The sequence below is a fragment of the Pseudonocardia sp. Cha107L01 genome, from assembly GCF_052566575.1.
The window spans coordinates 9,453,625-9,479,511 of record NZ_CP199579.1 but is presented as its reverse complement, the minus strand read 5'-3'; the positions used below and the strand labels follow the sequence as shown (position 1 = coordinate 9,479,511).

Genomic DNA, 25,887 nt, shown 5'->3' with positions numbered 1-25,887 from the left:
CCGAGGGAAGGGCGGATCGCGGGGTGCGCGACTCAGTGGGCCGGCGAGGCCGCCGGCTCCACCAGCTCGATCAGTACGCCGCCGGCATCCTTCGGGTGCACGAAGTTGATCCTCGAGTCGGCGGTGCCCCGGCGCGGCGCCTCGTAGAGCAGTCGCACACCTCTGTCCCTGAGATGTGCGCAGGCGGCGTCGATGTCGGTGACCCGGTAAGCCATCTGCTGGATGCCAGGACCGTTGCGGCCGAGGAACTTCGCGATGGCCGACTCGTCGTTGAGCGGTGCGAGAAGCTGCACGGCGGGACCCTGGCTGTCGCCCGGGGCGCTCAGCATCGCCTCTCGGACACCTTGCTCCTCGTTGACTTCCTCGTGGGTCGCAACCAGGCCCAGGACATCCGCGTACCACTGGATTGCGGCATCCAGATCGGGAACCGCGATGCCGACATGATCGATGGTTGTCACAACCCCGCGCAGCTCGTTCATGGCCGAAATGTAACGGATCGAACTCCCGGAATGTGCCGGTCTTCACCCGGTCGCAAGGCGATCCCGCAGGTATCGTCTGGGGCCAACCCACCGCCGTCGGTGTCGCTGGAGGTTTCTTGTGGCTCAGTCCGTGATCGTTGCCGGTGCTCGCACCCCGATGGGCCGGCTGCTCGGTTCGTTGAAGGATTTCTCGGGTGCGCAGCTCGGTGGAGTGGCGATCAAGGCCGCGCTGGAGCGTGCCGGTGTCAGCCCGGACCAGGTGCAGTACGTGATCATGGGGCAGGTCCTGACGGCGGGCGCGGGCCAGATCCCGGCGCGACAGGCCGCCGTGGCCGGCGGTATCCCGATGAGTGTGCCGGCCCTGACCATCAACAAGGTCTGCCTGTCCGGCATTGACGCGATCGCCCTCGCTGACCAGCTGATTCGCGCGGGTGAGTTCGACATCGTCGTGGCTGGCGGGCAGGAGTCCATGACACAGGCGCCGCACCTGCTGACGAAGTCCCGCGAGGGGTACAAGTTCGGCGAGGTGACGGCCCTGGACCACATGGCCCACGACGGGCTCTTCTGTGCTTTCGACCAGTGCGCGATGGGTGCGTCCACCGAGAAGTTCAACACGCGCTACGAGCTCAGTCGGCAGGAGCAGGACGAGTTCTCGGCCCGCTCTCACCAGCTTGCGGCCAAGGCGGCGGCAAGCGGAGTCTTCGCCGAGGAGATCGCCCCGGTCACGGTCCCCCAGCGCAAGGGTGACCCCAAGATCGTGGACACCGACGAGGGCGTGCGTGGCGACACCACGGTGGAAAGCCTGGGCAGGCTGCGGCCCGCGTTCTCCTCCGATGGCACCATCACCGCGGGCTCCGCGTCGCAGATCTCCGACGGCGCGGCGGCAGTGGTGGTGATGAGCAAGGCCAAGGCTGAAGAGCTGGGGCTGACCTGGCTGGCCGAGATCGGTGCCCACGGCGTGGTAGCCGGGCCGGACGCCAGCCTCCACGAGCAGCCGGCGAACGCGATCGCGGCGGCCTGTCGCAAGGATGGCATCGAGCCGGCTGATCTCGACCTGATCGAGATCAACGAGGCCTTCGCGGCGGTCGGGGTCGTGTCCACGCGCAAGCTCGGCGTCGACCCGGAGAAGGTCAACGTGAACGGCGGGGCGATCGCGCTGGGCCACCCGATCGGCATGTCGGGTGCTCGGATCGCGTTGCACCTGGCGCTGGAGCTGCGCCGGCGGGGCGGCGGCACCGGCGTCGCGGCGCTGTGTGGTGGCGGCGGCCAGGGTGACGCTCTCGTGCTCCGCGTGCCGGCAGCCAACTGATCGCCGGATCGGGCACCGCAGGCCCATGCCTCGCCAGCACAACGTCTCGGATCTCGTCACGCGGGCACAGGACGGCGATCCGAGGGCCGTTGCGCGACTGATCTCGATGGTCGAGGACGCCAGCCCTCGGCTCCGGGAGGTCGCCGCCGCGCTCGCTCCGCACACTGGGCGGGCGCAGGTGGTCGGCCTCACCGGATCGCCGGGTGTCGGTAAGTCGACCACGACGTCGGTGCTGGTCACTGCCTTGCGCAAGCAGGGCAAGCGGGTTGGCGTACTTGCGGTTGACCCGTCCTCTCCGTTCTCCGGCGGCGCCTTGCTCGGGGATCGGGTTCGGATGCAGGACCACGCCACGGACAGCGGGGTGTTCATCCGCTCGATGGCCACCCGCGGCCATCTGGGGGGACTCTCCTGGGCAACCCCACAGGCGCTCCGGGTGCTCGACGCCGCCGGGTGTGACGTCGTGTTGGTGGAGACGGTTGGCGTCGGACAGTCCGAGATCGAGGTTGTCTCGCTCGCGGATACGACGGTGGTCCTGCTCGCGCCCGGCATGGGCGACGGGATCCAGGCCGCGAAGGCCGGCATCCTGGAGGTCGCGGACGTCTTCGTGGTGAACAAGGCAGATCGGGACGGCGCCGACCAGACCGTGCGGGACCTGCGGTACATGCTCTCGCTGGGTGAGCGGCGCGAGCAGGATGGATCGACGTGGAAAGCCCCGATCGTGCGGACGATCGCGTCGAAGGGGGAGGGGATCGACGACGTGGTCGATGCGCTGGACGAGCATCGCGATTGGATGGCGAAGTCCGGTGAACGCGACCGGCGCCGCCAACGGCGGGCCGAGGCGGAGATCGAGGCGATCACCCTGGAACAGGTTCGCGCTCGGATCGGCGACGTGCGTGGGAGTGTCAACCTGCCCGAACTTGCCAAGCGGGTCGTCGCGGGTGAGCTGGATCCGTACACAGCATCCGAGGAACTCATGGAGACCGTCAGCTCGGGTTAGTACTGCAACGGCAGTTGCTTGACATGTGGTAGATCATTGCTGGTGTGGTGGTTGATGTTGCGGCGGTGGAGTTGGATCGGTTGCATGCGCGGGTAGCGGGCCGGTTCGCGCGGGCCGAGCCGAGGGCTCGGATGCGGGAATATGTGGCCGGGCTCGTTGCCGGTTTGGAGCGAAAGAACGGGTGGACGCTGGCCGAACGCGCTGGTGAGGCGTCTCCGGATGGGATGCAGCGGCTGCTGCGATGGGCCGACTGGGACATCGACGGGGTCCGTGATGATGTGCGTGAGTACGTGGTCGAGCGCCTCGGAGATCCGGGTGGGGTGTTGATCCTGGACGACACCGGGTTCCTCAAGAAGGGCACCCGCTCGGCCGGGGTCCAGCGGCAGTACTCCGGGACCGCGGGGCGGGTAGAGAACTGTCAGATCGGCACCTTCTTGGCCTACGCCTCGCCCCGAGGGCATGCGTTGATCGACCGCGAGTTGTATGTGCCTGAGTCGTGGACCGCCGATCGGGCACGCTGCCAGGGCGCGGGCATACCCGACGAGGTGGAGTTCGCCACCAAACCCCGCCAAGCGATGGCGATGCTGGGGCGTGCCATCGACGCCGGCGTGGCGTTCTCATGGGTCACCGCCGACGAAGCCTATGGCCAGGTCAAGTACCTGCGGGTGTGGCTAGAACAGCATGATGCGCCCTATGTGCTGGCCACCAAGTGCAACGACACCCTGATCACCAGCGACGCTGGGCAGCGCCGCGCGGACGAGTTGATCGCCGCCCTGCCGGCGCGGGCGTGGCGGCGACTGTCGGTCGGCGCCGGCGCGCACGGGCCCCGCGAGTATGACTGGGCACGGGTCCCGATCCGCATCAGTTGGGCGCCCGGGCGCGGGCACTGGCTGCTGGCCCGCCGCAAGATCACTGAGCCCGGCCAGGTGCCCGGTGAGATCGCCTACTACGTCTGTTTCGGGCCCCGCCGATCAACCTTGCTCGATCTGGCCTGGACCGCCGGGTCACGCTGGCGGATCGAAGAATGCTTCCAACAGGCCAAGAACGAGGCCGGACTTGATCACTACCAAGTGCGCAGCTGGCGGGCCTGGTATGCCCACATCACCTTGTCCATGCTCGCCCTGGCTTGGCTGGTCGCGGTGAAAAGCCAGCTCACAAAGGGGGAACCAACCCCAGCGAACAACACATGATCAGCTTCACGCTACCGGAAATCCGCCGCCTGCTCGTCCCCCTCGCGCTCCAACACGCACACGCCGTCGACCACATCTGGCACTGGTCCCACTGGCGGCGACAACGCCAATACCAAGCCCGCGTCAGCCACTACCGAAAACGAGGCTACGCACTCACCTAACTGCCGTTGCAGTATTAGCCGGCTCGAGATCCGCCGTCGGCTGCTGCGCATCGAGCTGGGCGGTGAGCCGCGCTGAGCCGATCCTGGTGGCGATCTCCCGGGCGGAACGTGCATGCCGGGCCGCGTCGGCGCGTTGACCGATTGCGCCGTGGGCGTGGACCAGGTCCACATGAACACCGGCGATCTCTCTCAGTGAGCCGCCGCCGTCGTGTAGGGCCCGCTGTAGATCTTCGATCGCCGACCGGTCCTCACGGAGTAACCGGCGGCCGTGCCCCCGGTACCGGTGTAGCGCGGCGAGGTCGAACTCCAGAAACGGTATTTCGGCGAAGCTGGTGTCGCTGTCGACGGGGTGGTCGTTGAGCTGCTGCTCCGCGCTTCGGTAGGACTCGTGGGCGGGCCTGGCCACGCCGGCGGTGGCCAGAGCCTCGCCTCGAGCCGCCTCGAACCAGGCGCGTTGCGGGCCCGGCGTGTCGGGGGCCACCATCGTGACCCCCTGTTCGACAAGCTCCAGCGCGGTAGCCCGCTCTCCGATGTCGGCAAGGACGGTGGCCTGCTCGACCATCGAGTAGCCGAGCAGGGTCGGGGACTCGGCCTCGCGTGCACCGACCTTCGCGGTCTCGTAGTGCCGCCACGCCTCCGTTGCTCTGGCTCCGTCGAGCGCGAGCCGACCGGCGAGGGTCGCCGCGTCGACCACGAGCCGACCCAGTCGGCGGCGGTGCGCTGGGCGAGTTGTATGCCAGAGCGCGCCCTCGAGATAGCTCAGCTGGGCGTAGGCAGAGCCGGCGACGGCGGCGGTGCCGAGGCGATCGTCCAACGCGCGAGTCGTGCGTAGCTGGTCGCGGATCAGCTCGATCGCGGTTTCGTCCACCGCCGCCGCGGCCGCGAGATGCGCGCGGAGCGCATCCGCGCCCACCGTGACGGTGCCAGGCGGCCCACTGGGTTCGCTCAGCCCGAGCTCCGACTCCGTCGACTCGTAAAGCTCACAGAGTAGGGCGCGGTAATGCTCCTCGGGCTGGGCGTGCTGGTTCTCCCAGCGGGAGAGCTGTGTCTTGAGGCTGAGTGGCGCCGCGACCGCGAGCCCGCGCGCCGAGGCAACTGAGGCGAGCTCCTCGGCCGCCCGGGACTGCGACCAACCGCGTGCCACTCGCGCCGCGCGCAACGGCCAATCGGTCTGACTCATGGGGGAAGTGTGGGCGCGAACGGGAAAGATGTCAACTTGGTTGACGCAATAGGTCGTTAACGGCATCATGAGGTCGTCGAGGTGCGGGCGGGCGATGGAAGGGGGCGTACATGGGGAGTCCGACGGACCATCCGTGGTGCGCGGCCGGGATCGGAGCCGGAGCGGCCGTGGGGTACGGCGCCGGTCGGAGGTGGGGGCGCGGCGGCCGCGGCCCGGCTCGGCGGCCCCGGTCGAGGGAATCAGCACCGAGCGATGGCCGACGCAGGCACGCCAGGGTCGGCCGGCGGGGTCGGCCCACGATGCGCTCCTGGCCGGGCTGGCGCTCGGCCGCCCGGCGTGGCTCGTGCGAGGACGTCCCCCCGGTCCGTGAAGATGTTGACGATTGATGCTGGTAGCCCCTGACCGGGGACGACATGAGGAGCAATGCGTGGTGACCGTGCGGCAACGGCCGAAAATGCGGGGCGGGCTATCTGAGATAGCCCTGGGGGTGGCCGTGATAGCGACGGTTGCGGGGTGTGCGCATCCGGCTGCCCCGGCTACCTCGGCGGCACCGGCAGCTACTTCGGGGCCAGCGGCCAGTTCCGGGCCGGCAGGCACTTCGGTGCCTGCTCAGCAGGTCGAGGTGCACTACGCGAAGGGTGCGGTCCAGGGCGGCGTGAGCCGGGTGCCGGTGCGCCTCGGCAGTCCGGTCACGCTCGTGGTCACGAGTGATGTCGCCGACGAGGTCCATCTGCACGGCTACGACCGAAAGGTGGATGTGCCGGCCGGGGGTACCGCGTCGCTCGACTTCGTGGCGGACCAAGCCGGTGTGTTCGAGGCGGAACTGGAGTCACGCGGCACGCAGCTGGTGCAGTTGGAAGTCCGCTAGGTGTTCTGGTGGACCTGTGCGGTGGGCGCCGAGCGGCCGGCTTGGATGATCCACCAGACGGTCCCCAGGAGGAGGGTCAGGTGAAGTCGCCGGCGGCACGCCGGACCCGTTCGAGAAGCTCGGTGAGCTGATCGGCCTGGCGGTCGGTCAGCCCGACGAGTCCGAAATCGAGATCGGTGAGGGACTTCGTCGCGTCGGCCCGGCGGGACTCGCCCGCCTCGGTGATGGCGACGAGGGTGGCGCGTCGATCACTCGGGTGTGGCGTCCGCTTCACCAGTCCGTCGCCCTCGAGGCGGTCGACGATGTTGGTCACGCTGGTCGGGTGCAGCTGAAGGCGCTCACCCATGACTCGCATCGGCAGGCTGCCGCGACGGGCAAAACTGAGCAGAACCAGCGCCTCGTAGCGGGCGAAGGTGAGTCCGTGAGGGCGGAGAGCGGCATCGGTCGCGGAAAGGAGGATCTGCTGAACGCGCATCACGCTGGTTACCGCGGCCATGGTGCCGGCTGGCCCGATTCGGGTCTCCCACAACGACGCCGCGCGTGCGATGGGGTCGAAGGGAAGAGGATCACGCGACGTCATGGGCACCGACGCTAGCAGCGTCTACCGCCAATCGGGCCGACCGCGGTAGCGAATGTCCAACCTGTGGCGGCGTGGACGGTCGGCGTCGCGGGCCGGCATGCGGCAGGCTGGCCACATGCTTATTGCCTTTAGCGTGGCGCCCTCGGGTGGGAGTTCGGACAGTGTCGGCGACGCCGTCGCTGAGGCGGTGCGGGTCGTCCGGCAGTCCGGGCTACCCAACGAGACAACCTCGATGTTCACCACGATCGAGGCGGCGGACTGGGATGAGGGGATGGCAGTCGTGAAGCGCGCCGTGGAGGCCGTTCAGGCCAGAGCGCCGAGGGTGAGCCTCGTACTCAAGGCGGACATCCGGCCGGGACACGTCGACCAGCTCCACGCGAAGGTGGATCGCGTCAACCGGCAACTCTCCGACGGCTGACCGGAGCGGAGCAAGCGGTCAGCGGCTCAGTGGGTGACCGGTGATGGCTGCCCGGCCTGGGCCGGGCAGCCATCGTTGGTCAGCGCTGGGCGATGTTCCAGGTGAAGAAGAACACGCCGATCAGGATGGCGACGACGCCGAGCGCAATGGCGATCTTCGCCTGCTTGGCGGACGCCGGGCGCTGCACGCCCGGTACGCCGAGACCGACGGCGATGGCGCCGAGGATCCAGCCGGCAATCGAGATCGGGCTGGCCAGTACTGCCACGATCCCGACGATCAGGGCGCCCTTGGCGAGCGCGGCGCTGTCCAGGCGCGCGGTCTTCTTGCGGGCGTCGGTCAGCAGCCGGTCGGCGACCGGGTTGTCCGAGGTCATTCGGGGTCCTCTCAGGCGATCGAATAGTTCGGCCGGCGGCGCGGCCGCTGATCGGTGTCCGGGTGAGTGCAAGTGCACCCGGGTTGGTTTAACGAGTGCCCAATGCGGTTGGTGCTCCGCCAAGTCGGTGACATCGACGATGTGCGGTGCGTGACGAATGACACGATCGGGGAGCAACGACTGCACAGGACTGCCTTGCGCGTATTTCGACTCTCCCTCGTGAGGCTGGAGGTGCTGTCGTGACCAAATCGAACCACCACGACGGGGGCGGGCGTGGGCGGGTCCGCTTTGCGGAGGCGGAGCAGGGTGGATCGGTGAGCATGGTCGAGGCTGACGGAGTGCCGCCGTCGCCGTCCTCGAACGGACCGGGACGACGCCCAGGTGCGGCATTAAGGTCAGCACGATGCTCGAGGTCGCCAGTGGAACCGCAACCCTGGTGGCAGCGATGTTGGACGCCAGTCGCGCAGCGGCGACGCCGGGGGAGGGCCGCGGCGCGCCATAGCCGAGTAGGGGGAATACCGTGAGCCGGCCCGATTCTGAGCACATCGCCCGCGGCCGTCGGATGTGGCGGGCGCTGGAGCCCTACCACACGGTGACGTACTTCGCGCCGGAGTCGCGGGAGCGCACCACCGAGCTCGGCTGCAAGGGCGGCTGGATGAGCTACTTCGGCCTGCGCGCGGCACCGCTCGGCGCCGTGGCCGCCGAGGTGGTCGCCGCCACGTTCTACAACTTCCACCCTGCCATGGTGGGCCGCGCGGTTCCGGCGACCTGGCAGGCGGCGGGACCGGATGCCTTCCTGGCGGCTCGCACCAGCAGCGTGGACGCGGCGTTGCGCCGCTTGCTCGGCGCCACCGTGCGGTCTCCCGAGCTCGCCGAGGCCGCCGAGCTCGCTCGGGATGCCGCGCTGGCCGCACCGGTCGCCGGCCGGCCGTTGGCGGCGGCGAACGCCGCGCTGGACTGGCCCACCGACCCACACCTGGTGCTGTGGCACGCGCAGACACTGCTGCGGGAGTCGAGGGGAGACGGGCACGTCGCGGCTCTGGTCAGCGCCGGACTCGATCCGTGTGAGGCGTTGGTGGCCTTCGCAGCAGACGGCCGCGTCGACGCGGAGAACCTGCGAAAAGCGCGTGGCTGGTCGCCCGAGGATTGGACCGCCGCCGCCGAGCGGCTGGCGGCGCGTGGACTTCTCGACGAGTCCGGCGCGCTGACCGCGGCTGGCGCGGCCCTGCGCACCTGGGTCGAGGACCGCACCGATCTGGGCACGTCGGCAGCCTGGTCAGCCCTCGGGGATCAGCGCTGTGATCGGCTGGCGGAGCTGGCCGGCCCGCTCGTCCAGGAGATCGTCGACAGCGGCGGATTCTTCGCCGGCAACCCGATGGGGCTCAAACCGCTGGTGTGACCGGCCGGTACCGGTAGCTTCGGCGATTAATGCTGGAGATCATCGTCTGCCCGGCTGTAGCGTGCCCGGCTGCCGGGTCGACCCGTCGTGAGTACCGTTCGAACCAGCCCTCCGGAGTGTCGCATGACCGAGCCAGACCAGCCCGCCGACCGCGGATCCGGCACATCGCGCGAGCCCGGGACTGACGACGCCCGGACGCCCGAGCGGACGCCCGAGGCCGGCCCCGCGCCCGCGCAGGGCGGGTTTCCGGGTCCCACTGAGGCGGTGACCTCGCCGACGCCAGCCGTCGGGCAGCCGGCCGGCGCGGAATCGGCGGGTACCGAGGCTCCGTCGGCCGGCGCGGAATCGGCGGGCGCCGAGGGTCCGTCGGCCGGCACTGAGGCTCCGTCGGCCGGCGCGGAATCGGCCGGCGCGGAATCGGCCGGTACCGAGGCTCCGTCGGAGGAGGGCGGGTCCGGCAGCGACCAGGTGCCGGGAGACGAGTGTGCGGCCGCCGGCGCTGAGGGTGCGCCCAGGACTGAGGGTGCGCCCAGGACTGAGCAGCTGTCCGCTGCCGGTGCCGCCGCCGGCAGTGAATGGCAGGGGTATCCGCCGGGCGGGTTCTCGGACCGGGGAAGCGTGCCCGGTGCGAAGTGGCAGGGGTACCCGCCGGGTGGCTCGCCCGGTACCGGCGGTGCGTGGCCCGGTTATCCACCAGGTGACTACCCGCCCGACGCCTACACGCACCCCGGTGGCTATCCGACCGGTGGCTATCCGCCGCCCGGGCCCGCGCCGTACCCGCCCGCCGGCTACCAGCAGCCCGGGTACCCACCCGGGGCCTCCCCGCAGGGTTACCAACAGCCCGGCTGGCCGCCGCCCCGCCCGACGAACGGCATGGCGGTCGCGTCGCTGGCGCTCGGCATCCTGTGGATCTACTGGATCGGCAGCGTGCTCGCGCTCATCTTCGGCTACCAGGCTCGGAAGCAGATCGCCGAGCGCGGTGAGTCCGGGGCCGGGCTCGCCACCGCCGGCATCGTGCTCGGCTGGATCGGTGTCGGGGTGATGGTCGTCATCGTGGCCGGGTTGGGGATCGCGTTCGTGGCCCACGGCCTGCGCTAGGAGCCATGTGCTGCGGCGCGGCGGCGCGGTGCGTGCCAGGATGGACGTGTGTCTCGACCCAACCCGCGACAGACTGCTGCGCTGTCCTCCGCGATGGCCGGCGCGGTCGATCTCTCCGCGCTGCGCGCCCGCGCCGATTCCGCCCGTACATCCAGTGGTGGCCGCGCTCCGGCCGGCCCGCCGGCGACCGGCTCCGCGCCGCCGGTGGACGGTGCCCCGGGCGGACGGTGGGTCATCGACGTCGACGAGCAGAGCTTCCAGACCGATGTGCTGGAGCGGTCCCTGCAGGTGCCGGTGGTCGTCGACCTGTGGGCAACCTGGTGCCAGCCGTGCAAGCAGCTCTCCCCGGTGCTCGAGCGCCTCGCGGAGCAGGGCGGCGGCACCTGGATCCTGGCCAAGATCGACATCGACGCCAACCCCCGGATCGCGCAGGCGTTCGGGGTGCAGTCCATCCCGACCGTCATCGCCCTGGCCGGCGGGCAGCCGGTCGAGGCCTTCAGCGGCGCACAGCCCGAGCCGCAGGTTCGGCAGTGGATCGAAGCCCTGATCACCCAGTTCCGTGACAAGCTGCCCGGTATCCGGGCCGCCGAGTCCGCCGGCGCCGACGGTGTCGCCGAAGAGGACGTCGAGCCTCCGGAGGACCCCCGGTTCGTCGAAGCGGAGGACGCGCTCGACCAAGGCGACTACACCGCAGCCGAAGCCGCGTACCAGCGCATTCTCGACGCCGAACCGGCCAACGAACAGGCCACCGCCGCGATCGCCCAGGTGCGCTTCCTGGCCCGCGCGGAGAACGCCGACCCCGCCGCGATCGCCCGCGCGGACGCGGACCCGGACGACGTGGATGCTCAGCTCGCGGCCGCCGACGCCGAGTTGGCCACCGATCGCGCCGAGGCCGCCTTCGCCCGCCTGGTGGCCACCGTGGGACGGAGCGGCGGCGAGGACCGGGACCGGGTCCGCGAGCACCTCATCGGCCTGTTCGAGCTGTTCCCCCCGGACGACGGCCGGGTGATCGCCGCCCGCCGCGCGCTGGCCCGCGTACTGTTCTGAGCCCGGGTTGCGGCTGGCGGCGCTGACCTGCAGGCCGCCGGGCCGAGCCCTGCCGACTACGCCCGGGGCCGGCTACGCCCCGGGGCCGACTAGGTGTTCTGTCCCGAGAGGTTGAGGATGCGGCTGGCGGGTGGTTTGCCGGCGAGTGCGGTGTGGCCGCGGCAGGGAGAGCTTCACCCCGGCGGTGAGTAGTCGTTCGGGAGCACCTGCCAGGACGATGAGGTCGTCGGTCTCGGGACGTAACCGCAGGCAGCGGCTCACGAGCGTGCGCTTGGTGAGCGTGACCAATTCATCGCGCAGGGGTGACGGGGCTCCGATCACGACGCCCCAGAGTGTGTTGAAGGCCTGGGTGCGGGACTTGACCGCGCTGGCTCGTGTGACACGCAACGTGCGGATTACCTCGACCGTTCCGGACTTTGCTTTCGGGATTGCTGTCGAGGTCTGGCCCAGCAGGATCAGGCGGGGCGCCGCACGGTCGAGGTGCCCAGCAGCGTGGACTCTCGGGTGACGAGCGTTGGAGTTAGCCGAACCGACGCGGGCTCTTCGCCGGCGATGCGGTCCAGCAGCATTTCGACGCTGCGACGGCCCATCTCGCGGAGGGGGGATTGGACCGATGTGAGCGGGACCGTGAGCTGCGCGGCGATCGAAATGTCGTTGTATCCGACGAGGGCGACGTCCAGGCCTACCTGTAGGCCTCGATCTCGTAGCGCGCCCATCACGCCGATGGCGGTGAAGTCGTTGACCGCGAAAACGGCGGTCGGTATTGGTTCGAGTGACAGGAGTCTGTCGCCCGCCGCCCGGCCGGTGGCGGTGTCGAAGGATGAGCTGACCACATAGTCGTCGGGGATGTGGATGCCGGCCTGCTCATAGGTGCGGGTGAAGCCGAGCGTGCGCTCACGCCCGGTGCTGGTCAGCGGGTCACCGGCGACCACCCCCACCCGGGTGTGCCCTAGTTCGAGCAGGTGTTCGGCGGCGAGCCGTCCGCCCTCGAGGTCGTCGGTGGAGACCGAAGGGTGTTCGCCGAGGCGCCTCATCACCAGCGTGTAGGGGGTGCCGAGCCTGGCGAGACGCTCGACCACCTGGCTGCCGGCGCGCGAGTCTCCGACGATGAGCCCGTCGACCTTGCGGGAGAGCAGGCCCTGAAGCCGCATATTCTGGACATCGGGGGCGTCGCGGGTGTTCGCGACGACAGCGTTGTAGCCGGCCGCGGCGGCCGCCTCATCGATCGATTCATAGATCTGGGCCAGCACCACGTCGGTGAGCCGCGGCACCAGGACGCCGATCATCCTGGTTCGGCCTGTGCGCAGGGACGCGCCAGTGATGTCGCGGATGTAGCCAAGGTCGCCGGCGATCTTGCGCACACGCTTGACCGTGTCCGAGCTGATACCGACCGGGGTATCGCTGAGCGCTCGTGACGCGGTCGACGGGTGCACGCCCGCCATGCTGGCGATCGTCGTGAGTGTGATCGACGTCGAACCTGTTCGAGACATGAGGAACCACAGGGTAGGACCTGGCGAAAGTAAGACGCAATCGAGGCGCTGGTCCACCAACCTCGGCGTTCCGGTCGTGAACCCGGCGGTCTGGCGGCTCGCTGGAGCATCTGCCGGAGCCTCCCGGCGAGCAGTCGGCCCCGCCACCGCATCGGAGTTGTCCGAGGTGTGCACGTTGAGATGATCACGGCGGGGCTCGATGGCTGTGTCGGTCTCGTACCTGCCTTGACGGCGGCTGACCGGCCTGTGTGCATGCCGCCCTGGGGTTGACGGGGCAGGTCACCCGGTCTTCGCCGCATTGTTGGGCGATGCGCGGTTGTCCCCTGCGTGAGATCGCTGTCCTTGGTCGGTTCGGCGTCCTAGCCGTGGGCTAGCCGGCGACCGGCTGATGGGCGACCGGTCTCGACGGCTCACGCGGCTCGCCCAAGCGCCGTCCGAGGGCTCGGGTTCGAACGGTCGGGCCGTTGTCGGGTCCAACCCCACTGGACGTCGCCCCGGACATGGACGGCGCTCATCTCGGTGAGGTGGGTCCTCGGCCTGGTGCCGCGGCTGGCCCCATACCCGGGCTACCCCTTGACGGGTGCTCCGGGGCGTACCTAGCATTCCATCACCGCAAACGTTTTCGATCGATGTTGGTGTTGGGTCAGCGCCGCTAGCCGGTGCGACCTATCTCGCCTCACGAGCAGCGGGTGACCCGCCCTGAGGCCGTGGCGGCCAGCGTTGATCGGCAGAGGTGCCGGCAAGTCGCCGGAGTGCAGCCGACGATCGGCGGGCAGGAGCTTTTCGGGCCTCCCGGCGAGTCCATATCCCACGGAGGCAGTCGTGCAACGCGCGTTCAACCTGGCGGTGGCTCAGGTCGGCGGTATCCAACCCGGGGAGGACCGCAAGGCCGTCGTCGCACGGTTGATCAGCCTCCTGGAGGCCTCGCACCGGCGGGGGGCGAGCTTCGTGGTCTATCCCGAACTCACGCTGACCACGTTCTTCCCCCGCTACTGGCGCGACGACTGCTCGGCGCTCGATAGCTACTTCGAGCGGGAGATGCCCAACGCCGAGGTCCAGCCGCTGTTCGACCGCGCCAAGGCCCTCGGGGTCGGCTTCTACCTCGGGTACGCCGAACTGACGCCTGACGGGCGCCATTTCAACACCTCCATCCTGGTCGACTCGACCGGAGCCATCCGTGGCAAGTACCGGAAGGTCCACCTGCCAGGGCACGCCGACAGGGTCGAGGACGTCCCCGCGCAGCACCTCGAGAAGCGCTACTTCGAGGTCGGGGATCTCGGCTTCGGGGTGTTCGAGGTCGACGGCATCCGGGTCGGGATGTGCCTGTGCAACGACCGCCGCTGGCCGGAGGTCTATCGCGTGCTGGCGCTGCAGGGCGCGGACCTGGTCGTCCTCGGGTACAACACTCCGATGGAGGTCCCGGGATGGCGGGAGGAACCCCACGCGAAAATGGAGACGCATCTGCTCTCCCTGAGAGCCGGGGCCTATCAGAACGCGGTGTGGGTGGCCGCGGCCGGCAAGTCGGGTGACGAGGACGGTGCGCACCTGATCGGCGGCTCGGCGGTAGTGGCCCCCTCGGGAGAGATCGTCGCCAGGGCACGTAGCGAGGGCGACGAGGTGGTGGTCGCCGATGTCGACCTCGACCTCTCGGAGCCCTACCGGCAGAGCGTCTTCAACTTCGCCGCTCATCGCCGCCCGGAGAACTACTCCCTCATCGTCGACCGGGTGGGCCGCGGTGACCCGGTCCCGGTGGACTTCTCCTGAGCAGCCGGCATGCGGATTCTGGTGGTCAACCCGAACACGACTGATTCGACGACCCGGGAGATCGAGTCGTCGGCGCGGTGCGCTGCGCTGGGACGGGTGTACCGGTGACCGACGGGGTCACCGCGGCCGTGAAGCTCTGCGAGGCGCTGGACGGCTGCGGCTTGACGACCAGCAAGGCAGGCGCCGTCAAGCGCCCGGAGCCGAAGGAGATCGTCGGCGTGGGCCCGGTTCCGCAGACCGTGGCGCCGCCGCTAGGAGATCGCGACCCCCGCATCAGTCAGACCTGACCCGGCTCTCCAGGCAAAGGACGGATCATGCGAACCCTCATCCGGAATGGACGCATCGTTACCGCTGTCGATGACTACGTCGCCGATCTGCTGATCGACGGCGAGGTCATCTCGATGATCGGTGCAAGGATCGACGTCGAGGCCGACCGCGTCATCGACGCAACCGGCAAGCTCGTGCTTCCGGGCGGAGTCGACCCGCACACGCACATGGAGATGCCGTTCGGCGGCACCGAGACGATCGACACCTTCTCCAGCGGCACCGCGGCGGCGGCGAAGGGCGGCACGACCACGATCGTCGACTTCCCGGTCCAGACCCGGGGCCACAGTCTGCTGGAGACGCTGGAAACCTGGCAGCGCAAGCTGGACACCAACAAGCCGGTCATCGACGTCGGCTTCCACATGATCGTCAGCGACCTCTCCGACGGCCGGTTGCAGGATGTGCCGGCCCTGGTCAAGGAGGGGGTGACCAGCTTCAAGCTCTTCATGGCTTACAAGGGCGCGCTGATGGTCGACGACGAGACGATCTTCGAAGCCCTGACGGTGGCAGGAGAGCAGGGAATGCTCACCATGATGCACGCCGAGAATGGCGGCGTGATCGATGTCCTGGTGCGCAGGGCACTCAGCGAGGGCAAGACCGGGCCCAGGTACCACGCGTTGACCCGACCCGAACTGGCCGAGGCCGAGGCCGTGCACAGCGCGCTGGCCATCGCCGAGCTGGCGGGCGCCCCCATCTACATCGTGCACCTCTCGGCCGAGCGGTCGCTGCAACACGTCGGCGAGGCGCGGCAGCGGGGTCAGTACGCCTATGCGGAGACGTGCCCGCAGTACCTCTTCCTGGACGAGAGCGTGTACGACTCGCCCGGGTTCGAGGCCGCCAAGTTCGTGTTCACTCCGCCGGCCCGTGCGAAGCGGAGCCAGGACGCGCTGTGGCGCGGGCTGGCGTTCAACGACCTGTCGGTGATCTCCACCGACCACTGCCCGTTCTGCTTCAAGGGACAGAAGGAACTGGGCGCGGACGACTTCAGCAAGATCCCGAACGGCGGGCCCGGCGTCGAGCTGCGGCTGCCGCTGGTCTACGACGGCGGGGTGCGAACCGGCCGGATCACCCTGAACCGGATGGTGGAACTGCTCTCCACCGCGCCCGCGAAGCTGTTCGGCCTCTTCCCCCGGAAGGGCACCATCGCGGTGGGCAGCGACGCGGACATCGTCGTCTTCGATCCCAACCGGAGCACCGTCCTGTCCGTCGAGAACCAGGTGTCGCTAGTGGACTACTGCGCCTTCGAGGGGCGCGAGGTCCACGGAGTCCCGGAGACCGTCCTCAGCCGTGGCCGCGTCGTGTACGAGGACGGGAAGGTCACCGGCAAGCCGGGCGACGGCCAGTTCATCCGACGGACCGAGCACATGGGCACGCTCTCTCCGCAAGCTACGCCGACCACGGCGATACGAGTTCGCTGACGCCCCGCCAGGCATTCGAAGGTCAAGGGCATGAAATTACTCACCTCCTGGGACAACGAGGTCACCGATAGGAGTGCTGCTCCATGAGTACCGAACCCACTGGATCCTCCTCACCCACGGGCACGCCGGCGGGTGCGCGGTCCCGGCCGCGCCTCATCATCACCCGCAAAGACGTGCGCTATGCCGGCTGGGTGGCGTTCTTCGCCTGGGTGTTCTCGGTCTACGACTACATCCTGTTCGGCACGCTGCTGCCGAAGATCGCCGACGACTTCGGCTGGTCGACCGAGTACAGCACGGCCATCGCCACCATCGTCTCGGTCGGCACCTTCGTCGTGGCCCTGTGCGTCGGCCCCCTGGTGGACCGGATCGGCCGGCGCCGAGGCCTGATCTTCACCACCGTCGGCGCCGCGCTGAGCTCCGGGCTCACCGCGATCAGCCCGTGGGCGTGGTGGCTGGTCGTCGTGCGCTTCATCAGCGGCCTCGGCTACTCCGAGCAGGCGGTCAACTCCACGTACCTCAACGAGATGTACGCCGCGGCGGAGCAGAGCGGTGAGCGGGTGAAGTCGAAGGGCCTGACCTACAGCTTCATCCAGGGTGGCTGGCCAGTCGGGGTGCTGTTCGCGGCCGCGATGACCGCCGTGCTGCTGCCGGTGACCGGCTGGCGGGAGATCTTCGCCATCGCCACCTTCCCTGCGATCGTCATCGCGATCCTCGGCCGTAAGCTCAAGGAGACGCCGCAGTTCCTGCGGATGAAGCAGGTCAGGGAGCTGCTGCGGGCCGGCCGGCACGACGAGGCGGCCCAGCTTGCTTCCGACTACGGCATTCCACTGCGCGAGGAGGAACGCTCGGGCGGCGAGCGCTCCCCGCTGCGCGCGCTGTTCGAGCCCCGTCAGCGCAAGCACACCATCTTCCTGAGCGCGGCATTCCTGCTGAACTGGTTCGGCGTGCAGGTGTTCGCTGTCCTCGGCACCACAGTGCTCACCAACGGGCCGGGCGTCTCATTCAGCAGCACGCTCGTCGTGCTGATCGTGTCCAACGGCGTCGCCTACATCGGCTACCTGGTCCACGGCATCGTCGGCGACAAGATCGGCCGGCGGGAGACCATCATGGCCGGCTGGCTGCTCTCCGGGATCTCCTACGCGCTGATGCTGTTCGTGGTGCACGGCTACGTCGGCGTGCTGGCCACCTACTCGATCGGGCTGTTCTTCCTCATCGGCCCGTACTCGGCGCTGCTGTTCTACATGGGCGAGTCCTACCCGACCCGGATGCGCGGCACCGGCACCTCTGTGGTCAACGCGATGGGGCCGATCGGTGCGATCCTCGGCGGCGCCCTTCTCACCGGGCTGCTCACCGCGGGTCTCAACATGTCGCTCGCCGCGCTCATCGCCGGGGCGCTGGCCATCTTCCTGTCCGGCTTCCTGATGCTCGGGGCGCGACGCATTCGGCCAGGTGCCCCGCCGATCGACCAGGAGGACCTCCCGCCCTCGGTTGCGGCGGCGTGAGGGTCCGCGTCCGGGGATCGGGCACGGCCGGTTCCTCCAGACGAGCTTGGTGATCGAGTTGGTCCGCGCACACCTGGGCGCTATGAGGACGAGTAGGCGATCGTGACAGACAGCAGCGCGGCGTTCGAACCGGTGGTGGCGCGAGTCGAGAGCGACCTGACCGAGCTCTCCGAAATGCGTGCCCCGGAGCATCCGGGGTGGACGCGAGAAGTGTTCAGCGACCCGTACCGCTGCTCGCGCGACTGGATCAGCGCGAAGATGCGATCCGCTGGGCTGGAGGTCCGGCCGGACCGGGCGGGCAACGTCGTCGGAGTGCTGCCGGGGCGTTCCCCGGCCGCGCCCGCCTTGGTGACCGGGTCGCACACCGACACCGTCAAGGGCGGCGGACGCTTCGACGGCACCGTCGGAGTACTGGGCGCTCTCGAGGTGGCGCGTCGACTCCGGGAGTCAGGAGTCCAGCTCACGCGAGATCTCGTCGTAGTCGACTTCCTCGGTGAGGAGTCCAACGAGTGGGGGTTGAGCTGCCTGGGCAGTCGGGCCGTGGCCGGTGAACTCCTCGATGCGGACCTGGACCGCCGCGACGGGTCCGGGCACCGGCTGGGGGAGCAGTACGCCAGGTTCGGCCTCGACCCTTCCGCGGTGCTCGCCGAGCGGTGGCTGACCCAGCTACCCGTGCACGGGTACGTCGAGCTGCACATCGAACAGGGCCCGCTGCTGGAGGACAAGGGCGCGGCCATCGGGGTGGTCACCGCCATCGCCGGCATCGAACGACTGATGGCCAGTTTCGAAGGCCGGCCCGACCACGCCGGTACCCGGCCGATGCACGATCGGCGCGACGCAATGGTTGCCGCGGCCCACGCGGTCCTCGCGGTCCACCGAGAGGGCTGTGGCGCGCCCGCACATGGAGTCGCCACCGCTACGCAGGTGGTGAACTCCCTGCACGCACCCAACGTGGTGCCGGCGTCGGTCCAGCTGCGCGCCGAGATGCGCAGCATTGATGTCGGGTGGCTCGAGACCACCAAGAAGCGCCTGGCCCACGACATCCTCACCCAGGCGCAAGCACTAGGCGTCGACGTCACCTTCGATTGGACGTCGGACAACAGCGTCGTGCCCTCGGCGCCTTCCATCCAGGACACCATCGCGCAGGCGGCGGCCAGGGCTGGGCTTACCTGGGAGGCGGTGCCCAGTGGCGCTACCCACGACGCCGCCCACATCGCTCGCTGGTGCCCGATGGGAATGATCTTCGTCCCCTCGCGCGCGGGGCGGAGCCACTGTCCGGAGGAATGGACGGACATCACGGACATCGCCGCGGGGGTGCGTGCGCTCGGCGACACACTTCGCATCCTCGACGGCCAAGAGGATCTCGTTGGCAGGAAAAGTTGATTTCGGCTCGCCCCAACAGGAGGAGAGAACAGATGCCCAAGGACATCAAATGCGTTTTCGGCGTTGACATCGACGCGGTCGGAGGATGGCTCGGTTCCTACGGTGGTGAGGACTCACCGTCGGACATCCAGCGAGGAATGTTCTCCGGCGAGATTGGCACCCGGCGCCTGGTGAAGCTGTTCAGGAAGTACGACCTGCCGGCGACCTGGTTCATCCCCGGCCACTCGATCGAGACCTTCCCGGACTCGGTGAAGATGATCGTAGACGCCGGCCACGAGATCGGTGCGCACGGCTATTCGCACGAGAACCCGATCGCGATGACCCCCAAGCAGGAAGAGGACGTCCTCGCCTACTCGGTCGAGCTGATCGAGAAGGTCTGCGGCCGGGCGCCGCGGGGGTACGTGCCGCCGTGGTGGGAGATGTCGAACAGCACCCCGTCCCTGCTGAAGAAGTACGGGTTCACCTACGACCACGGTCAGGGTTTGCATGACTTCATGCCGTTCTACGCCCGGGTCGGAGACACCTGGGAGAAAATCGACTACTCGCAGGAGGCCAGTACCTGGATGCAGCCGCTCAAGCGGGGTGAGGTCATCGACCTGGTGGAGATCGGCGCGAACTGGTACATGGACGACCTGCCTCCGATGATGTTCATCAAGAAGTCGCCCAACAGCGCCGGGTGGACCAACCCTCGCGACGTCGAGACTTGGTGGCGGGATCAGTTCGACTGGGTGTACCGCGAGCAGGACTACGGCGTCTACGCCTTCACCATTCATCCCGACGTGTCCGGGCGGCCGCAGGTCCTGCTCATGCTCGAGCGCCTCATCGAGTACATCAGCGGTCACGAGGGGACAAGCTGGGTCACCATGGAGGAGGCAGCGGACGACTTCCGGCGGCGCTACCCCTACCCAGGCCAGACCGGCAGCCCCTTCATGCCGGAGCCCTAACGGGTGGACCGGGGGTGGGCCACCGCCCCCGGTCAGCGTCGCTGACGGAAATCGGAGAGAGGTGATGGGCGTGTGCGTGCTCTGTTACGAACTGGCGCCCGAGGACCACTGGGCCGATGCCGCCCCGCCTGGCGGATCGGGTGGCGCGGCACGCTCGGCGCGGCACCGGCGCAAACGCCTGCTCGCGGCGGTGCTCGCTCCCTATGGCCTGACGGTGTCCGATCCCGGGACCGGCCCGCACTGGGTCATCGGGAACCGCAAGGGCGCCGAGGACGTCGCCGTGGGGCTGCCAGCGATCTGGCAGGCCGCTGACCGGCTCTCCTCTCGCCCGATCGACGTGCTGGACCCCAGGCTTCTCGAGGCGCTCCGGAGGTGACTGACGGTGCTCGGCCTTCCCACGGTCATCGGCGGTGCCCCGCCGGCAGCGCGCCGGCGCTCGGTGACCCTACTGAGCGGCTTTCTCGGCTCAGGCAAGACGACCCTCCTGCGCCGCGAGCTCAACCGGGCTGGTGATCGCGCCCCCGCGGTGGTGGTCAACGACTTCGGGTCGACGCCGGTCGACGACAACCTCCTGACCCACAACGGCTACCAGCCCGTCGTCCTCGCCGGCGGCTGCGCGTGCTGCACCCGACGGGAGGACCTGGCTCAGGTGCTGGCGACTCTGCTCGAGGACGAGCAGCGCTGCCTCGCGCCGCGCCGCGAGGTCGTCATCGAGACCAGTGGGCTGTCGGACCCGGGGCCGATCGCCTTCACCCTCGCCAACGACCCCGTACTCAAGCACCACTACACGCTGGCCCGCGTGTGCGTCACGGTCGACGCTCTGACCGGGCTCGGCAGCATCGAGCGGCATCCGGTGGCACAGCGTCAGTTACTGGCGGCCGACGACCTGTTCGTCACCAAAGCCGACCTCGCCTCAGCTGAGCTGGTTGAGGATGTCGTCCGCCGCCTGCGGGCGATCAACCCCGTCGCCTCGATCAACGTCACCTCGGAGGGCGAACTGCAGCGAACCGAGCGGCCGCGCGGCGACGATGCGGGGCGATCCCGGATGCGCTCGCTGCCGCGGGTGGCGCATACCGAGGGCATCTCGACCGTGGAGCTGACGACCAAGGAGCCGCTGGACTGGCAGGCCTTCGCGCTCTGGCTCAGCCTGCTCGTGCACCGCCACGGCCCGGACGTGTTGCGGGTGAAGGCCATGCTCGACGTCCGCGACGTCGGCCCGGTGGCACTGCATGGCGTGCAGCACATCATCCACCAACCCGAGCACCTACCCGGGGCCGCTCCCGAGGTATCCCGGGTAGTCCTCATCGTCCGCGAGATTGACACCGAACTGCTGGAACAGTCCTTCCGCACCTTCCTGGGCGTCCGATGATTCCCCGCCGAGCCGTGCGGTCGGGCAGTTCGTCTCCCTCTCACTTCCCGCCGATCCAGTTCCCGTGGAGACGGCCACCCGCGCGGGCTCTTCGCGGGACAGCCTGAATGCCCAGTTGGAGTTGACACCGTGACCGAGCAGCTCCGGATGCCCCGGGTGACCGTTTTCTCCATGGGCGGCACCATCGCCTCGACCGACGACGACGCCGCCACAGCTGGCGGCGTAGCTCCCCGGCTGAGCGCCACCGAGCTCGTCCAAGCCATCCCGCAGCTGCGGCAGACCGCCGAGCTGGAAGCGGCGGCCTTTCGCCAAGTCTCCTCTGGCGATCTCACCTTGCGTGACCTCAACGAGCTGGCAGCCGAGATCAGCAAGCGCTTCGAGGACGGTGTCGACGGAGCGGTCATCACCCAAGGAACGGACACGATCGAGGAAACCTCCTTCGCGCTCGACCTGCTGGTGCGCGGACCGCAACCGGTGGTGGTTACCGGAGCGATGCGCAATCCCACCCTCGCCGGACCAGACGGATCGGCGAACCTGCTCGCGGCCGTGCAAGTCGCGGCGGCACCGCAGGCCTCTGGCCTGGGCACCACGGTCGTGCTCAACGACCAGATCCACGCCGCGCGCTTCGTCCGAAAGACACACACCTCCAGCCCTGGAACGTTCCGTTCGATGACGGTCGGACCACTCGGATGGGTCGTCGAGGGCCGCCCGCGCATCGCCCTGCGTCCCTCTCCCCTCGAGTTCGAGGCGCTCCCACGGCCGGACGACGACCACTTCCCCGCTGTCGCGCTGCTCACCTGCACCCTCGGCGACGACCTGCGCCTCATCGGCGAGCTGGAACGGCTCGGATACGCCGGGGTGGTCATCGAGGGCTTCGGTGGCGGCCACGTACCGGGGCATGCCGTTCCAACGCTGACCGAGGTCGCCGCACGGGTACCCGTCGTGCTGGCCTCGCGCACCGGGGCTGGCGAAGTGCTGCGGGAAACCTACGGCTTCCCAGGCTCCGAGCGAGACCTGCTCTCTCGGGGACTCATCCCGGCTGGCTTCCTCGACGGACCCAAAGCGCGCGTCCTGCTCAGCCTGCTGCTTGCCGGCGGCGCCGACCTCGCCGCCGTGCGGACCGCCGTTCGACGGTTCCTCGACTCCGCATTCGCCTTCCGGCAGAAGCAATGGTAGCGCCGCACCAACGTGGGAGGCCGAACCACATCGGCCACACAGTCCCCGCCCAAACTCAAGCGGACCCCGCCCGACGCAGCCCTCCGCCGGTCACCCGGCCTCACTCGAATGAACGGCGCGGATGCGGACCGCTCCCGGTCCGAACTGGCGACGAACCCTCAGGGCGGCGTCGCTGGCGGCGCGGGGCGAGTGAGCGCCCAGATGCCGGTAATGGTCGCGGCGAGTCCGGCGAGCCCAATTGTGACGGTTCCCGGGGTGAGCTGTACCGGTTCCGCGAGCAGTGCGACGCCGAGCAGCACGGCGACCAACGGATCGACCAGAATCTGGGTGGCCAACGGTGCCCCCAGACCGCCTGTGCGATACGCCAGCTGGGCCAGCCCGAGGCCGGCTGCCGCACCCAGGACCGCGATCGCCGCTGCTAGGGCGATGGGGGCGGCACCGGTGGCCGCGATTCGGGTCATCCCCGAGGCGAACCCGAAACACGTCGCCGCGGCGGCTGCGCGCACTACCGGCGCCACGCGTGGAGGCAGGCGCGCGGCGAGCCCGATCAGGATCAGGACCAGGACGGCGATGGCCGCCGTGGTGGCACCGACCACGGCCAGTGGCAGGTGTGAGGACGGCGCGTGGTGGGGAGCCACCGCGAGCACCCCTGCCAGCCCGAGTGCCACCGCCGACGCGGCAGACCATTCCCGGCGCGTCACCACGCGTGCTCCCAGGCGGGCACCGAGGGGTAGTGCGAATACCAGGGTCAGCACACCAAGGGGTTGCACCAGGCTCAGCGGCCCCAAGGACAGCGCGGCGATGTGTAAGCCGGCGCCGGTGATCGTTGCCAGGACCGCGAGCCACCACCATGGCCGTCGCATCAGTTGCGGCAACAGCGCCGCGGTATCCACGTCACAACGCGAGGCCTCCCGCTCCTGGAGCACAGCCGAGGTTGCGTAGCAGCCCGACGAGCCCAGCGCCAGCACGACCGCCACAGCAACGTTGCCATGGCGTGGCAGCGGCCCGATGCCGCTCGCCAACCACGCCGCGATCGACATAGCGTCGGCGAACCGCACGGGTAGCTCCTTCCGGTCCGAAACGACGACAACCAACGTGCTCCACGAACAGGTGCTGCCTACAGTGAGAAGGAACTGGGACACTGCCACTGGCGGTTCCAGAACACTCGGCGGGCGTATCCAACCCGGCAGTTCCTGGTCGTCCGTCTGGTCGGTGTTCTGGATGGCTGACGCGGCGGCCTGCGTGGCTACGCCGGTGGGCCGTTAGCGAGGGCTCGGTGCTTCCGCTCAGCTCGTCGCTAGTGGTGATCGAGCTGCTGAGCGCGGTCACCGTGCCGGGCGCGTTGCTCGGCTTGCCGCCGCCGCCCGCGTTGCCGATCGCCATGACCGGATCCCCAACCCTGGCGGTGGCGGAGTCTCCGATGGCGGCTGTGGGCAGCCGCGAGACACCCGGGGCCCGCAGCACCGCGATGTCGTGGATCCGGTCGTAGCCGAGGACCGATGCCCGGTACCGCCGCCCGTTCTCGATGCTGATCACCTCCACGCTGCTCGCGCCGTACCGCAGGTTCTCGTTCTTCGTGCTGGCCACCCTCGTGGTCACCGCGACGGTCAGCGCCCTGACAGCACAGCAGACGGCCCGGGAAGGGGACAAGCAGCAGGCCACTACCGCGCCGGAGGTCGTTCGCGGTCCGCTCACCCCGGGCGAAGTGACGGCACTAGCTCCCACGAGGGCCGCTCGAGACTCGAGACCCGGTCCGAGCGGCCGGCGAGACGTCCTCGACGCGTCCAAGGTGAAGCTAGCCCTCGAGCGGCACTCACGGCGTCAACTGAGCCTGGGCCTCACCCTGTTGCCCGGTGTCAGGTATGCGCAGCTGGCTACCACATCGCTTCGGCGAGAACACCTACCTTGGGCACCAAGCGCGGACCGACAAGTGCCACTCGACGGTCGGGACCGAGATCCTGCACTCCTAGTCGCAGCACGCTAGGTCGCGCGTTCCTCGCTGACCTCCTCCAGCGAGATGCCCTGGGTCTCCGGGCCGAACCGCACGGCCACCGCCATGATCAGGTACATCACGCCGACCAGTACGAACATGCCGACCGCGCCCTCGGCGTCCACGATGGCCCCGGCCAGCAGCGGCACCAGCGAGGCGGCCAGCAGCGCAACCGTCACCGAGGCGCCGGTGCCGAACGCCCTCAGCCTGGTCGGATACAGCTCCGGCGCCCACACCCAGGTCGTGGTGTTCAGCAGGATGAACATCAGCTGCAGCGCACCGCCCAGCGCCAGCACCATCGCCAGACTCGCGGACGCGCCGAACGCGATTGCGACGGCAACCGCGACGACCGAGCCGTAACCGAGCACCAGCCGACGCTTGAAGCGATAGCCGAACACACTGGCCAGCACCGCACCGACCAGCCCGCCGATGTTGATGATCGTCGTGTAGGCCAGTGAGGTGGACACGTCGAGACCTCGCGCGACGAGTACGGTCGGCATGAACACGGTGATGGTCACCTGGGCACCGAAGGTCATCGCGGAGACCACCCAGATCACCAGTGTGTTGCGCGCCAGCTGGCCGTGGAAGATCTCGGACAGCCGCACTCGCTGTCGGGGCAGCCTGGTGCCCTCGGCGGCCTGGATGTAGCGGGTCACCGGCATTCCGGGGACCGGGCGCAGCCGGTTCGCCGCAAGCCTGGTCAGCACCCCGTTCGCCTCGTCGATCCTCCCCTCGACCAGTAGGTAACGAGGTGACTCCGGGAGGAACCAGCGATACACGAACACCAGCAGCGCGGGCAGTGCCAGCACGCCGAGAAGCCAGCGCCATGCCAGCGTCGGGCCGCCCAGCACCGTCTCCAGCGGGCCGAGCACCAGGGCGGCCAGCGCCGAGGAGGCGAAGATGCCCAGACCGCCGGCGGCGACGTTCACCGTGGCGACCGCGGCACCCCGGAACTTCGTCGGCATGAGCTCCGCGACCAGGGTGAGCCCGGTGTTCAGCTCACCGCCGAGCCCGATGCCGACGATGAACCGGGCGACGAGCAGCCAACCGAGACCGGGCGCGAACGCGGCCAGCAGCGCACCCAGGGTGTAGAGCGCCAGGTTGTACATGTAGGTCACCCGCCGCCCGTAGCGGTCCCCGGTGATCCCGGCCACCAGCGACCCGATCGCCATGCCGCCGAAGGTCAGCGTGGTCAGCAGCCCGACCTGGGCGTTGGACAGCGACCACTGGGTGGCGATCAGCGGCGCGGCGAGGCCGACGTTGTACTGCTCGATCGCGTCGAACAGGGCGCCGGACGCGACCAGCACCAGGATGAGCACATGGGCCCGGCGGAACGGGATGTGGTCCAGCGCCGCCGCGAGCTCGTGGCGGGCGCGGTCCCTGAGCTGCTCGAAGTGGTTCGACTCGGCCGAGGTCGTCATGGCTGCT

Annotated in this window: 24 protein-coding genes and 1 pseudogene; 17 read left to right on the top strand and 8 right to left on the bottom strand. The window is 69.2% G+C overall.

All coding sequences use genetic code 11. The features are described from left to right. Positions 1-32 precede the first annotated feature (32 nt). A complete protein-coding gene (gene mce, locus ACTXG6_RS44600) occupies positions 33-479 on the bottom strand; it encodes a methylmalonyl-CoA epimerase (protein ID WP_445185331.1) in 447 nt (148 codons plus the stop codon). 118 nt (positions 480-597) lie between these two features. Here mce and ACTXG6_RS44595 point away from each other — a divergent pair, with 118 nt between their 5' ends. From ACTXG6_RS44595 to ACTXG6_RS44585, 3 genes are read left to right on the top strand one after another with little or no spacing between them, the layout of a single operon-like run. Next, entirely contained in the window at positions 598-1,788 is a 1,191-nt protein-coding gene (locus ACTXG6_RS44595; RefSeq protein ID WP_445185330.1) for an acetyl-CoA C-acetyltransferase, read from the top strand. A gap of 25 nt (positions 1,789-1,813) precedes the next feature. Beyond that, positions 1,814-2,785 (top strand): methylmalonyl Co-A mutase-associated GTPase MeaB, encoded by a 972-nt coding sequence (gene meaB / locus ACTXG6_RS44590; protein ID WP_445185329.1) that lies wholly within the window; start codon positions 1,814-1,816, stop codon positions 2,783-2,785. A gap of 44 nt (positions 2,786-2,829) precedes the next feature. Continuing rightward, positions 2,830-3,975 carry an IS701 family transposase gene (locus ACTXG6_RS44585; protein WP_445185328.1) on the top strand — a complete coding sequence of 382 codons (1,146 nt, stop codon included), beginning with the start codon at positions 2,830-2,832 and terminating at the stop codon, positions 3,973-3,975. 153 nt (positions 3,976-4,128) lie between these two features. On the opposite strand, the gene ACTXG6_RS44580 is transcribed toward ACTXG6_RS44585, so the two are convergent. Further along, positions 4,129-5,316, bottom strand: a complete 1,188-nt coding sequence (locus ACTXG6_RS44580) for a hypothetical protein (protein ID WP_445185327.1) — start codon at positions 5,314-5,316, stop codon at positions 4,129-4,131. Between the two features lie 601 nt (positions 5,317-5,917). Between ACTXG6_RS44580 and ACTXG6_RS44575 the strand changes: the two genes are divergently transcribed. Further along, the gene (locus tag ACTXG6_RS44575; RefSeq protein ID WP_445185326.1) at positions 5,918-6,184 is read left to right on the top strand and encodes a hypothetical protein; all 267 of its coding nucleotides are present in this window, start codon (positions 5,918-5,920) and stop codon (positions 6,182-6,184) included. A gap of 76 nt (positions 6,185-6,260) precedes the next feature. Here the strand turns inward: ACTXG6_RS44575 and ACTXG6_RS44570 are convergent, their stop codons facing one another. Next, on the bottom strand, positions 6,261-6,764 hold the full coding sequence (locus ACTXG6_RS44570) for a MarR family winged helix-turn-helix transcriptional regulator (protein WP_445185325.1): 504 nt from the start codon (positions 6,762-6,764) through the stop codon (positions 6,261-6,263). A gap of 115 nt (positions 6,765-6,879) precedes the next feature. Here ACTXG6_RS44570 and ACTXG6_RS44565 point away from each other — a divergent pair, with 115 nt between their 5' ends. Continuing rightward, on the top strand, positions 6,880-7,182 hold the full coding sequence (locus ACTXG6_RS44565; RefSeq protein ID WP_445185324.1) for a thiamine-binding protein: 303 nt from the start codon (positions 6,880-6,882) through the stop codon (positions 7,180-7,182). 79 nt (positions 7,183-7,261) lie between these two features. Here ACTXG6_RS44565 and ACTXG6_RS44560 read toward each other — a convergent pair whose 3' ends face one another. Beyond that, on the bottom strand, positions 7,262-7,555 hold the full coding sequence (locus tag ACTXG6_RS44560; protein ID WP_445185323.1) for a hypothetical protein: 294 nt from the start codon (positions 7,553-7,555) through the stop codon (positions 7,262-7,264). Positions 7,556-8,117: 562 nt separating this feature from the next. Between ACTXG6_RS44560 and ACTXG6_RS44555 the strand changes: the two genes are divergently transcribed. From ACTXG6_RS44555 to ACTXG6_RS44545, 3 genes are all read left to right on the top strand, one after another. Continuing rightward, on the top strand, positions 8,118-8,954 hold the full coding sequence (locus tag ACTXG6_RS44555; RefSeq protein ID WP_445190286.1) for an SCO6745 family protein: 837 nt from the start codon (positions 8,118-8,120) through the stop codon (positions 8,952-8,954). Positions 8,955-9,077: 123 nt separating this feature from the next. Continuing rightward, positions 9,078-10,052, top strand: a complete 975-nt coding sequence (locus tag ACTXG6_RS44550; RefSeq protein ID WP_445185322.1) for a DUF4190 domain-containing protein — start codon at positions 9,078-9,080, stop codon at positions 10,050-10,052. Between the two features lie 93 nt (positions 10,053-10,145). Next, positions 10,146-11,099 carry a tetratricopeptide repeat protein gene (locus ACTXG6_RS44545; protein ID WP_445190285.1) on the top strand — a complete coding sequence of 318 codons (954 nt, stop codon included), beginning with the start codon at positions 10,146-10,148 and terminating at the stop codon, positions 11,097-11,099. A 455-nt stretch (positions 11,100-11,554) separates the two neighbouring features. Here the strand turns inward: ACTXG6_RS44545 and ACTXG6_RS44540 are convergent, their stop codons facing one another. Then, positions 11,555-12,589 carry a LacI family DNA-binding transcriptional regulator gene (locus ACTXG6_RS44540; RefSeq protein ID WP_445190284.1) on the bottom strand — a complete coding sequence of 345 codons (1,035 nt, stop codon included), beginning with the start codon at positions 12,587-12,589 and terminating at the stop codon, positions 11,555-11,557. 822 nt (positions 12,590-13,411) lie between these two features. On the opposite strand from ACTXG6_RS44540, the gene ACTXG6_RS44535 reads away from it, so the two are divergent. From ACTXG6_RS44535 to ACTXG6_RS44495, 9 genes are all read left to right on the top strand, one after another. Continuing rightward, positions 13,412-14,353: an N-carbamoyl-D-amino-acid hydrolase gene (locus ACTXG6_RS44535; RefSeq protein ID WP_445185321.1), complete on the top strand. Its 942-nt coding sequence runs from the start codon at positions 13,412-13,414 to the stop codon at positions 14,351-14,353. A 104-nt stretch (positions 14,354-14,457) separates the two neighbouring features. Beyond that, the gene (locus ACTXG6_RS44530; protein ID WP_445185320.1) at positions 14,458-14,640 is read left to right on the top strand and encodes a hypothetical protein; all 183 of its coding nucleotides are present in this window, start codon (positions 14,458-14,460) and stop codon (positions 14,638-14,640) included. A 27-nt stretch (positions 14,641-14,667) separates the two neighbouring features. Beyond that, on the top strand, positions 14,668-16,095 hold the full coding sequence (gene hydA / locus ACTXG6_RS44525) for a dihydropyrimidinase (protein ID WP_445185319.1): 1,428 nt from the start codon (positions 14,668-14,670) through the stop codon (positions 16,093-16,095). 83 nt (positions 16,096-16,178) lie between these two features. Next, on the top strand, positions 16,179-17,597 hold the full coding sequence (locus tag ACTXG6_RS44520) for an MFS transporter (RefSeq protein ID WP_445185318.1): 1,419 nt from the start codon (positions 16,179-16,181) through the stop codon (positions 17,595-17,597). A gap of 102 nt (positions 17,598-17,699) precedes the next feature. After that, complete coding sequence (locus tag ACTXG6_RS44515; protein WP_445185317.1) at positions 17,700-18,980, top strand: M20 family metallo-hydrolase; 1,281 nt, start codon at positions 17,700-17,702, stop codon at positions 18,978-18,980. Between the two features lie 32 nt (positions 18,981-19,012). Beyond that, the gene (locus ACTXG6_RS44510) at positions 19,013-19,924 is read left to right on the top strand and encodes a polysaccharide deacetylase family protein (protein WP_445185316.1); all 912 of its coding nucleotides are present in this window, start codon (positions 19,013-19,015) and stop codon (positions 19,922-19,924) included. Between the two features lie 70 nt (positions 19,925-19,994). Continuing rightward, positions 19,995-20,300, top strand: a complete 306-nt coding sequence (locus ACTXG6_RS44505) for a hypothetical protein (RefSeq protein WP_445185315.1) — start codon at positions 19,995-19,997, stop codon at positions 20,298-20,300. A 6-nt stretch (positions 20,301-20,306) separates the two neighbouring features. Next, on the top strand, positions 20,307-21,293 hold the full coding sequence (locus ACTXG6_RS44500) for a CobW family GTP-binding protein (protein ID WP_445185314.1): 987 nt from the start codon (positions 20,307-20,309) through the stop codon (positions 21,291-21,293). 129 nt (positions 21,294-21,422) lie between these two features. After that, positions 21,423-22,469 carry an asparaginase gene (locus ACTXG6_RS44495; RefSeq protein ID WP_445185313.1) on the top strand — a complete coding sequence of 349 codons (1,047 nt, stop codon included), beginning with the start codon at positions 21,423-21,425 and terminating at the stop codon, positions 22,467-22,469. A 158-nt stretch (positions 22,470-22,627) separates the two neighbouring features. On the opposite strand, the gene ACTXG6_RS44490 is transcribed toward ACTXG6_RS44495, so the two are convergent. From ACTXG6_RS44490 to ACTXG6_RS44480, 3 genes and pseudogenes are all read right to left on the bottom strand, one after another. Then, positions 22,628-23,527 carry a DMT family transporter gene (locus tag ACTXG6_RS44490; protein ID WP_445185312.1) on the bottom strand — a complete coding sequence of 300 codons (900 nt, stop codon included), beginning with the start codon at positions 23,525-23,527 and terminating at the stop codon, positions 22,628-22,630. A 256-nt stretch (positions 23,528-23,783) separates the two neighbouring features. Continuing rightward, positions 23,784-24,005, bottom strand: a pseudogene (locus tag ACTXG6_RS44485) (trypsin-like peptidase domain-containing protein); the annotation flags it as partial. A 444-nt stretch (positions 24,006-24,449) separates the two neighbouring features. Beyond that, complete coding sequence (locus ACTXG6_RS44480) at positions 24,450-25,880, bottom strand: MFS transporter (protein ID WP_445185311.1); 1,431 nt, start codon at positions 25,878-25,880, stop codon at positions 24,450-24,452. Between the last annotated feature and the right edge of the window lie 7 nt (positions 25,881-25,887).

What these genes read in the sequence shown, in the direction of transcription:
- ACTXG6_RS44565 (WP_445185324.1), top strand. Translation starts at nt 6,880, where the DNA reads ATGCTTATTGCCTTTAGCGTGGCGCCCTCGGGTGGGAGTTCGGACAGT.
- ACTXG6_RS44480 (WP_445185311.1), bottom strand. Translation starts at nt 25,880, where the DNA reads ATGACGACCTCGGCCGAGTCGAACCACTTCGAGCAGCTCAGGGACCGC.
- ACTXG6_RS44520 (WP_445185318.1), top strand. Translation starts at nt 16,179, where the DNA reads ATGAGTACCGAACCCACTGGATCCTCCTCACCCACGGGCACGCCGGCG.
- hydA (WP_445185319.1), top strand. Translation starts at nt 14,668, where the DNA reads ATGCGAACCCTCATCCGGAATGGACGCATCGTTACCGCTGTCGATGAC.
- ACTXG6_RS44545 (WP_445190285.1), top strand. Translation starts at nt 10,146, where the DNA reads ATGGCCGGCGCGGTCGATCTCTCCGCGCTGCGCGCCCGCGCCGATTCC.
- ACTXG6_RS44540 (WP_445190284.1), bottom strand. Translation starts at nt 12,589, where the DNA reads ATGTCTCGAACAGGTTCGACGTCGATCACACTCACGACGATCGCCAGC.
- ACTXG6_RS44580 (WP_445185327.1), bottom strand. Translation starts at nt 5,316, where the DNA reads ATGAGTCAGACCGATTGGCCGTTGCGCGCGGCGCGAGTGGCACGCGGT.
- ACTXG6_RS44555 (WP_445190286.1), top strand. Translation starts at nt 8,118, where the DNA reads ATGTGGCGGGCGCTGGAGCCCTACCACACGGTGACGTACTTCGCGCCG.
- ACTXG6_RS44560 (WP_445185323.1), bottom strand. Translation starts at nt 7,555, where the DNA reads ATGACCTCGGACAACCCGGTCGCCGACCGGCTGCTGACCGACGCCCGC.
- ACTXG6_RS44510 (WP_445185316.1), top strand. Translation starts at nt 19,013, where the DNA reads ATGCCCAAGGACATCAAATGCGTTTTCGGCGTTGACATCGACGCGGTC.
- meaB (WP_445185329.1), top strand. Translation starts at nt 1,814, where the DNA reads ATGCCTCGCCAGCACAACGTCTCGGATCTCGTCACGCGGGCACAGGAC.
- mce (WP_445185331.1), bottom strand. Translation starts at nt 479, where the DNA reads ATGAACGAGCTGCGCGGGGTTGTGACAACCATCGATCATGTCGGCATC.
- ACTXG6_RS44550 (WP_445185322.1), top strand. Translation starts at nt 9,078, where the DNA reads ATGACCGAGCCAGACCAGCCCGCCGACCGCGGATCCGGCACATCGCGC.
- ACTXG6_RS44570 (WP_445185325.1), bottom strand. Translation starts at nt 6,764, where the DNA reads ATGACGTCGCGTGATCCTCTTCCCTTCGACCCCATCGCACGCGCGGCG.